The following is a 9,364-nucleotide window of genomic DNA, read 5'->3' as shown; positions in this document are numbered from 1 at the left end:
CGGGGCCGGCGGCAGCGCGTGCGCCGACGCGACGCGCGGTTCATGGGCGACCCGACGCGGCGGCGGATCTTCGCCGCCGGAGCCACCGAAGCCCTTGAGCACTTCTTCGAGCTCCACCGTGCGATCGAGCAGGGCGAAGCGCACCAGCAGCGTTTCGAGCAGCAACTGCGGCTGCCCGCTGCGCCGATACATCGGCTCGAGTTCGAGCAGCGCGTGCAGCATGCGCAGCAAGTCGTTGGCGGCCACTCGGCCTTTGCGCTGATCGAGCGCGGCGCGCAACCGCTCCGGCAACTCCGGCGGCACGCCACCGAGCGCGAGCGCGAGTTGCGCGCGCAGCAGATCGCCGAGCCCCGAGAGGACCAGCACGAAGTCCACGCCGGCATCGGCGAGCCGCTGCACCGCGGGAAAGACATCGGCCGCTCGCCGCTCGGCGACCATGTCGAGAATGGCGAGGTATTCCTCGTCGGCAACGAGTCCGAGCGCCGACTGCACGCGCTCGGCGGTCACCTCGGCGGTTTCGCCGATGGAGAGCACCTGGTCGGTGAGCGAGAGCGCGTCACGCAGGCCGCCGTCGGCGGCGCGCGCGATCATCCCCAGCGCGTCGGGCTCGAAGCGGACGTGCTCCTCGGTGAGTACGGCGGCGAGACGCTCGCGGATCTCGGCGGGCCCGATGCGCTTGAGGTCAAAACGCTGGAGGCGCGACAACACGGGCGCAGCGGCCTGCGCGATCTTCTGCGGCTCCGTGGTCGCAAAAACGAACACGACCCGCGGCGGTGGTTCCTCGAGGACCTTGAGGAGCGCATTCCACGCTTCCCGCGTGAGCATGTGCGCCTCGTCCACGATATAGACCTTGTAGCGGTCATCGCCGGAGGGGGCGTACATGGCGCGCTCGCGGAGCTCGCGGGCGTCGTCGACACCACGATTGGACGCGGCGTCGATTTCCACGACGTCGAGGGACGCGCTCCCGGACCAGATGCGCTGGCAGCTGGAGCAGCTGCCGCAGGGCTCGCCGGCGAGTTCGGGCTCGCCGCGTCGCTCACAGTTGAGCGCCATGGCCAGCACACGCGCCAGGGTCGTCTTGCCGGTCCCGCGGGGGCCGCACAGGAGGTAGCCGTGGGCCACCCGGTCGCGGGCGATGGCCCCCTTGAGGGTGTTGGCGACGTGGGACTGCACGGCAACCGTGGCAAAGTTGCGCGGGCGGTATTTCCGGGCGAGGGCGAGCGACATGCCGGAAAGATAGCGGGGGTGGTTGAGGGACGGGTCCGGGCCCCGGGGATCGACGGCGTCCGCCGCGCGGGCCTGCGGCGTGATGCTTGTGCCGGTGGAGAAACGATGGACTAAGGAGTAGGGACAAGGCGTCGAGACTCGCAGGGAACGAGCTCATCCATTCCCGCCACGCGGAGTCTTTTGTCGTGCCCGTGCTCTCCATGCGACGCGGGGGCCTGTCGGCTATTGCCGCGGCCCTCCTGGCGATGACGCCATCGCTGCCGGCCCAATCCACCTTTGACGGCGATCTGACCGGTCCGGGTCACTCGCAAGTTGCCCTCGACATGCTGTCGTACGTCGCCCCGAGCGCGTCGGGCGGTTGGGTGTGGTTCAATCCCCGCGTGTACCACGGCTTCGCGCATCGTCTCGAAACGGGGCTCGGGCTCTCCGCCTACAGTCACCAGGTGAATGGGGGGCCGAGCTACCTCCAGCCAAGCCTCAAATGGCGCGCCTTCAGCGATACCGTGCATCATGTGACGCTCTCGGCCGGTGGGCAGTCGCTCGTAGCCGTCCAGAGGGGCATCGATAGCTACGGCTTAGCCTTCGTGTCCGTGGACAAGTGGCTTAACCATTCCGAGAAAGCCGCCGGCGCGGTCGCCGTGGGGAGCTATACGCTGGTCGGACGTGATGTCGCGAGTACCGATGCTCGTCGCGGGGCGATCGTGAGCGGCTGGGAAGCCGTGGGCCCCGTGCGCGTCTCCGGCAGCTGGCTGTCGGGGCAGAACTTTTACGGCTACCGCACTGGCTCCGTGACCTACACGACGGCGTCGAGCCGCTGGTTCACCGTGGGCTACAGCGTTGGCAACGCTGCCTTCCATAACGCCGGTCCCTACTTCTCGACCGGCCGCGCCTTCTAAGCCGCGCCCCTCATGACCGCGTCGCTCCTTACCCGCCGGTTCGTCATCGCGCAGTTCGTCTGCGCGATGATGTTTGGCGTCGCCATGCTGGCGAACTGGCCGGGCCAGGCGGCGCGGGAGGTGGCGCTCAACGTCGTCTATCTGGTCATCGGCGCCCCCACCTTGTGGGCGCTGTATGAGGCGTCCCGTGACGCCGAGGTCGACGAAGAGCATCGGCGCGCCTGGTGCGGGCTCATGTGGGCGACGGGTGCCTGGTGGGCCGGTGACGCCATCTGGGCCCTGATCGCCTTCGCGACGGGCGAGCGGCCGCCGCTGAGCGTGGCGGATCTCGCCTATCTCGCCTTCTCGCCGCTCGCGCTGCGCGCGCTGGCGCGTTTTCCCGGTCTCGGTTCGACCACCGCTGAACGATGGCGCGTGCAAATGGACGCGGTGGTCGCCGCGATCACCATGGGCACGGTGTTTTACTGGGTCTCGCCGCTCGAGAGCGCGCCGGACTCCCTGACCCATTGGCTATCGGACGCGGTGAACATCGCGTATCCGCTGAGCGACATCATGCTGCTCACGGGTGCCATCGTCCTGTGGTCGCGCCAGACCAACGTCCGATCGGTCACGATCATCAAGCTGATCACGGCGGCGATCGCTGTGAAGACTTTGGCCGACGTGCTCTATGCCCGCGCGGTGATCGCCGACGAGCACCTCGTCTCGATGATCACCGACAGCGGGTGGATCGGCTGGTACGCGTTCGTGACCCTCGCAGCGATCAAGGCGCGCGATCTCACGAACACCTCGATGCCCGAGGAGTCGCGCGCCCCGCGCATGGCCTGGCTGCCGTACGCGTCGATCGCCCTTGTTGGCGTGCTGTTCGTGGACTTGGTCCAGCGCGAGCAGTTCGCACCGGCGCGCGGGGTGGCCATCGGGATGCTTTCGCTGCTGGTGGTCATTCTGGTGCGTCAGGCCGTCGTGAACACTGAGATCAACCGTCTCGACAAGCTGGCGGTGGGCCTCGAAGCGGAAAGTCGATTGGCGGCGCTCGTGAACCACGCATCGGATCTGATCATGATCCTCGACGTGGACAGCACGATTCGGTTCGTGAGCCCGTCGGCCCAGCGCATCCTGGGGATGACGCCGGAGCAGTTGGTGAGCACGGACGGGCTCGGCCTGCTGCACGACGACGACGTGGATAATGCCCAGCTGCTGCTCGGCCGCCTGCTGCAGCATCCGAGTGCACAGGAGACATTCGTGTGCCGCGTCCAGCACGGCGGTGGCGGCTGGCGCTGGATGGAGGTGGTGTGCACCAACCACGTCGGCACGGATAGCATCAACGGGCTGGTGATCAACCTGCGTGACGTCACGGAGCGGCGGGAACTCGAGGGCAAACTCGAGTGGCAGGCGTTTCACGATCCGATGACCGGACTCGCGAACCGCGTGCTCTTCTCCGACCGTGTCGGCCACGCGCTCGAGCGTCGCCAGCGCAATGGCATGGAGTTGGGGGTGCTGTTCATCGACTTGGATCACTTCAAGATCGTGAACGATACGCTGGGCCATGCGGCGGGCGATGCCCTGCTCCGCGAGGCAGCACGCCGCATTCAGGGCGCGGTACGGGGCGCTGATACCGTGGCTCGCCTGGGCGGCGATGAGTTCGCGGTGCTGCTGGAGGATGCCTCGGCGAAGGAGTGCATCGAGACCGGTGAGCGGTTACTGCATCAACTGACGCGGGCCTTCACGATTGAAGGGCGCGAAGTGTTCACCGGGGCAAGCATTGGTGTCACGGTGGCAGAACTTGGCGTCTCGCTCGACGACCTGGTGCGCGACGCCGACGTGGCGATGTACGTCGCGAAGGGCGAGGGACGCGGACGGGTGGTGGTCTTTGAGGCGTCAATGCGCGAGCAGGTGGCCGAGCGCCTGCATCTCGAAGCCGACCTGCGCCGCGCACTCGAGCAGAACGATCTGCAGGTGCACTACCAGCCGCAGTTCGACCTCCGGACCGGCGAGGTGTTGGGCGCCGAGGCGCTGGTGCGATGGATGCATCCGATTCGCGGCATGATTCCGCCGTCGCGCTTCGTGCCGATCGCCGAGCAGGCCGGCCTGATGGTGGAGATGAGTCGCTTTATTCTCAACGCCGCCTGCCGCGACGCCGCCGGCTGGCGCCAGCCGAATGGGGCCGTCGCCGATCTGCACGTGAGTGTGAACCTGTCTGGGCGCCACCTCCAGGACCCGGGGGTCGTGCAGGATGTGGCAACGGCGCTGACCGACTCCGGTCTCGATCCCGCGCTCCTGACCGTGGAGATCACCGAGTCGGTGATGATGCACAACACGCAGGCGGCGATCGGGGTGCTACGCGAACTCAAGGGGCTCGGGATCACGATTGCGATCGACGACTTCGGAGCGGGCTACTCGTCGCTGTCGTACCTGCAGCAGTTCCCGATCGACATTCTGAAGATCGACAAGGCGTTCGTCGACAAGCTCGGCACCGCCGACAGCGACGAAGCGCTCGCGCGCGCCATTCTCGCGCTGGGTGATGCGCTGGGGCTGGCGACGGTGGCCGAAGGCATCGAGACGATGCGGCAGGTCGAGATGCTGCAGCAGCTCGGCTGCCTGCTCGGCCAGGGCTTCCTGTTCTCGCGTCCGCTCGCCGCCCGTGCCTTTGCCGACATGCTGGTGACGGGCGGTTTGGAGCCTCTCGCGGGCGATGTCCTGAGCCTGACCGACCGCACCACCCACGCAGCCTGAACGCGCCCCTCGTCCACGCCGGCAACGGGGCAAAAAAATCGCGCGCGGAGGTTGGCTGCTGCCACCTGCCGCGCGCGATACTCCGGGCCTGACGAAGCGACGTAGGACTCCACGTGCCGCTGCTACCTTCGGGGTCCTGACGGGGTTGGCGGGCCTGCGCCCTCCGGGACCCGGAGCAACAGGATATTAAGTGCGGGGGGCTCGCTTTTGAACTGATCAGTTGGGGGTTTGGGGTTTTTGGTGTGGGGTTGTGGGTTGACCCGACACCCACGACCTAGAACCCGAGACCCATCACCGATCAGCTCAGCGCCGCCCCAATCGCGTCGATAATAATCGGCCCCGCCTTGGCCACCTTCTCCATCGGCGCGTCCAGATGCGTGACGGCCCGCACGCGACTGGGGGTCCAGACGCTCAGGCGGACGCCGTGCTCGGCGGCGCGCTTGGCGACGTCGGCCGCGACGGCGCGGGGGAGATCGATCATCAGGATGTTCGAGTCCGGCGGAACGATGGTGGCGCCGGCCACGCCGTTCACGAGCGTGCCGAGATAGCGGGCGGCCTCGTGATCCTCGGCGAGGCGGTCATAGTGATGCTCGAGCGCATAGTGCGCCGCCGCGGTCAGCACGCCGCTCTGGCGCATGCCGCCGCCAAAGCGCTTGCGGACCTTGCGGGCGCGCGTGATCACGTCGCGCGAACCGGCGAGACAGGCGCCGACCGGCGCCCCGAGGCCCTTCGAGAAGCTCACCATGACCGTGTCCACGGCACTGGCGAAGTCGGCGAGCGACGTCCCGCTGCGAATGGCGGCGTTCCACAACCGCGCGCCATCCATGTGAATGGGCAAGCCGCGCCGGCGCGCCACCGCAGCGAAGCGCTGAATGGTGTCGAGGCTGGACACGACACCGCCAGCGCCGTTGTGCGTGTTCTCGACGCACACGAGCGACGGATCGGCGCCATCGGCGGTGGGCAACCGCACCGATGCGTCCAGCTCGTCGGCGGTCATCACCAGCCCGGCGCCGCGCACGGGGCGCACCTGCACGCCGGCGAGCGCGGCACTGCCCGCCACTTCGGAGTGCACGATGTGTGCTTCGGCGTCGACATAGATCTCAGTGCCCGGCGTGGAGAGCACCCAGATCGCGGCCTGATTGGCCATCGTGCCGCTCGGGAAGAACAGCGCGGCCTCCTTGCCCAGTCGCTCGGCCACGACCGCTTCAAAGCGGTTGGTGGTGGGATCGTCCATGAGCACATCGTCACCGACTTCCGCGTCGGCCATCGCGCGACGCATCGCGGGAGTGGGCCGGGTCACGGTGTCGCTGCGGAGATCGAGCCAGGGAGCCACGGCAGTCATCGAGCGGGTTTCTTGGCGGAGGGTTTGGCCGGCGTGGTGGAGACGTTCGGCGGCGTCGGGCGCGACACCAGATCCCGGTCGGGCGCCGCCGCCTGTTGCAGGGCGGCGAGTTCGCCACGCCGCAGATCGACCGCCTGCGCGAGTTCCCCGCCGATCAGGAACAGGAAGGCACTGTAATAGGTCCAGAACACCACGGCTACGATGGCGGCGATCGTCCCGGTATAGAGCGAGCTGGGATCGAAGTGGCGCACCACCAGGCCGAAGACGTGGCGGGCCAGCTCAAAGAGCATCGTGGCCGACGCAGCGCCCACGAGTGCGGCGCGACGCGGCGGGCGGCGGCGTGGCAGGGCGCGATAGAGCGTATAGAAGAGCGCCAGCACGACGCTCAGCGCCAACACCCGCCCCATCACGTAGCCCACGCCGCTCATGGCGTCTTCACGCAGACCGGTCTCGCGGAGCAGCGCCACCCCGCGCGTGGTGGCCAGATCGAGATAGGTCGAGAGGATCACGTACACGACCACCGCGACCGTCGCCACGATGGTGGCGGCAAAGTCGAACAGCTTCCCCACCACGATGCCGCGATCGGAGCCGTCAAAGCAGAGCGCGAGCACGCTGCGCAGTGATCCGAACAGGCGCGTCGAGAACCACGCGAAGGTGATGGCGGAGTACGCCGTGACGGTGCCGCGGGTGCTGAGCACGTCGGCGATCACGCCGCGGAGCAGCTCCCCGGCGGAGGGTGCATCACTGGGGAGCAGGCGCTCGACGAGGGTCGTGACCGTCCTGGCGGCCTCCTCCGCGCCACTGCCGAGCAGGAACGACAGCCCGGTGATGAGCAGCAGCGTGAACGGCACGAGCGCGAGCAGGATGTTGAACGCCAGCCCACCCGCGAGAAACGGGACATTGTCCTCCGCGCTCTGATTCCAGACGCGGCGGACAATGTCCCACCAGGGTTCAACCCTCGCCCGCGTCGTCGGCAGCGGTGGGCTCGGTCGAGCGACGTCGGTCTGCGTAGGCAGACTTGGCGTCGGCCAGGTTGCGTTCCAGGTCGGCGCGGGCCCGCTGCGCCGCCTCGCGGCCCACTTCCACCGCATCGCGCACGGCGTCGGCGCGCGTGCCAACGGCATCGCGGGCGCGCTCTTTCACCCGCCCCACGCGCTCGGTAAGGTCCTCGCCCATATCTTCGGCGAATTCCCGGGCGCGCTTGCTCGCGCGACGCGCACCCTGCTGCAACCGCTCGCGCGTTTCGCGGCCACTCGCCGGCGCGAGGAGCAGAGCCGCCCCCGCGCCGATCGCGAGCCCCAACAGCAGCATGCCGAGGCCGCTGTCGCGACCCCGATCCACCACGACCACGCGGTCGTCGTCGTACGCATCACGGGACATCGGTACCTCCAAGACAGTGTGGGGTGGTGGGCTGAACCGATCAGTTGCGGGTTCCGGGTTCTTGGTCGTGGGTCGTGGGTAAACCCAGAACACGCGACCTAGAACTCGACACCCACGACTGATCGGTTAGAGTCCACTTCACCAGCTGAAGTTCCGCGTCCAGCTCAGTCCGACAGGTCCGCGTCGTCCGGCGCCGCCACAATGGTGGACGCGCCGGTCGGGAGCGGACGGTGCTGCACGGGCGCGTGCACGAACTGCTCCACGAACTTCCGCGTGCCGGCCATGCCGAGCTGCGTGAAGAGGAACGTAAACTTGGCGTCGTAGGCGGCGCCGAGCTTGGCGCGGATCTCTTCGGGAAGCGCCCACAGACGCTTCTTGAAGGGGCCGATCGCCTTCTTGCGGGTCTTGTAGTAGAACTGCGCGTCGCTGTCAGTGGCCTTGCGCTCGTCCTTCGCATTCACGTCGAGCCACGCATAGATCTCGGCGAGCAGCTCCGCCGGGATGTGGTCGAACATGATGTTCTGGAAGTTCGTGGCCAGGTGAATCTCGGCCGTTTCGCGCTTGGGGAAGTTGTTGAAGGCGCCGTCGGGGAGCGTGGAGGCGCCATGCTGCACCGCGCCCGCCATGCTGTAGTCATCGCGCGCGAGCTTCGACAGCGTCTCGAGGGTATCGAGGTCGAGCGCCACATCGGCGATCGAGCCGTCGGCGAGCACCACGCCGCCGTGCGACGTGCCGGACTGCACCGAGATCTTCGACAGCCCCGCCATCCCCGGCGCCTGCGCGGCGAGGGTGCGGTTGAAGCCCTGCATGAACGCGTGCAGCTCTTCCGGCGTGGAATTCTCGGTGCCCACTTCGCCGATCTCGCCACCGATGGAGATGGTGACACCCTGCGGCTCGGCGGCGCGCACGAAGCGCGTGATGTCCACGCACACCTCGTAGTTGAGGCGCTGCTGCTCGTCGAGGTTGGGCTTGGAGAGGTCAACCAGCGTGGACGTGTCCACGTCGATGTTGTAGAAGCCGGCCGCGACCGCTTCGGTGACCAGCGCCTTCACCGCATTCACTTCGGTGACCGGATCGGCGGCGAACTTCTTGTGGTTGACCTGGAAGTGGTCACCCTGGATGAACACCGGGCCGCGGAACCCTTCGCGCAGCGCGGCGGCGAGCATCACCGACACGTACTCGGCCGGACGCTGCTCGGTGTAGGCAATCTCCGAGCGCGCGATTTCGAGAATGAACGCGCCGGCGTCCATCTGCTTGGCCGTGCGGAAAATCGCGCGGGCGGTGTCGTACGACATCGCGCGCACGTTGATCGCGGGCACCGTGAAGCCGGCGCACTTGCCCTGGCCGCGGGCGATGTAGAGGTCGTGGATCGAGGCGGCCCGCACGCCGACCGTCTGGCCGACTTCCCAGATCACCCAGCGCGCGAGATCGCGCTCGGCTTCGGTGGCGCCGAAAACGGCCTGGTGGACCAGCGCATCGAGCTGGCTGGTCGCCAGAGCCGCTTCGTTGTGGACCTGCACCTTGCCATCAGTGACACTGACGGCGCCGCCGAGCAGCAGCGCCGGGTTCATCGTCGATTCGGACATGTGGAGTCTGGGGAGGCCGCCCGCAGACCATGCCGGGCGTGTCAGAAGGCGCCGGCGCCAACCTCGTCCGGGCGTGGTGAATCATCCCCGGAAAGTTCCCACTCTGACGAGGGCTGCGGCAAGGGCGCCGAGGCCGGCTGGGGCCGGCGGTTCGGGGCCGGTGCCGTCGTCTGGCGCGCGCCCGAACGGCCGGCCGCGCGGCC

7 protein-coding genes and 1 other RNA gene are annotated in these 9,364 nt (G+C 68.0%); 2 read left to right on the top strand and 6 right to left on the bottom strand.

Features of this window, described 5'->3' with window-relative positions:
- Positions 1 to 1,227, bottom strand: a 1,227-nt coding sequence (gene dnaX / locus K2R93_20015; protein ID MBY0492137.1) for a DNA polymerase III subunit gamma/tau, incomplete at its 3' end; no start/stop codon positions are given.
- Positions 1,228 to 1,412: 185 nt separating this feature from the next.
- On the opposite strand from dnaX, the gene K2R93_20010 reads away from it, so the two are divergent.
- Both K2R93_20010 and K2R93_20005 read left to right on the top strand, forming a co-directional pair.
- Entirely contained in the window at positions 1,413 to 2,123 is a 711-nt protein-coding gene (locus K2R93_20010; protein ID MBY0492136.1) for a hypothetical protein, read from the top strand.
- A gap of 12 nt (positions 2,124 to 2,135) precedes the next feature.
- Entirely contained in the window at positions 2,136 to 4,853 is a 2,718-nt protein-coding gene (locus K2R93_20005) for an EAL domain-containing protein (protein MBY0492135.1), read from the top strand.
- Positions 4,854 to 4,931: 78 nt separating this feature from the next.
- Here K2R93_20005 and ffs read toward each other — a convergent pair.
- The 5 genes from ffs to K2R93_19980 form a co-directional block, all read right to left on the bottom strand.
- An RNA gene (gene ffs / locus K2R93_20000) (signal recognition particle sRNA small type) lies at positions 4,932 to 5,028 on the bottom strand.
- 123 nt (positions 5,029 to 5,151) lie between these two features.
- A complete protein-coding gene (locus tag K2R93_19995; protein MBY0492134.1) occupies positions 5,152 to 6,195 on the bottom strand; it encodes an aminotransferase class I/II-fold pyridoxal phosphate-dependent enzyme in 1,044 nt (347 codons plus the stop codon).
- Positions 6,192 to 7,046 (bottom strand): YihY/virulence factor BrkB family protein, encoded by an 855-nt coding sequence (locus tag K2R93_19990; GenBank protein MBY0492133.1) that lies wholly within the window; start codon positions 7,044 to 7,046, stop codon positions 6,192 to 6,194. Before K2R93_19990 ends, K2R93_19995 begins: the two co-directional genes overlap by 4 nt.
- Positions 7,047 to 7,146: 100 nt before the next feature.
- Positions 7,147 to 7,575: a YtxH domain-containing protein gene (locus tag K2R93_19985; GenBank protein ID MBY0492132.1), complete on the bottom strand. Its 429-nt coding sequence runs from the start codon at positions 7,573 to 7,575 to the stop codon at positions 7,147 to 7,149.
- Positions 7,576 to 7,739: 164 nt separating this feature from the next.
- The gene (locus tag K2R93_19980; GenBank protein MBY0492131.1) at positions 7,740 to 9,161 is read right to left on the bottom strand and encodes a class II fructose-bisphosphate aldolase; all 1,422 of its coding nucleotides are present in this window, start codon (positions 9,159 to 9,161) and stop codon (positions 7,740 to 7,742) included.
- Between the last annotated feature and the right edge of the window lie 203 nt (positions 9,162 to 9,364).

It is taken from the genome of Gemmatimonadaceae bacterium (assembly GCA_019752115.1).
In the GTDB taxonomy this organism is placed as follows: Bacteria; Gemmatimonadota; Gemmatimonadetes; order Gemmatimonadales; family Gemmatimonadaceae; genus Gemmatimonas.
This window is presented reverse-complemented; position numbering and strand designations above follow the sequence as displayed.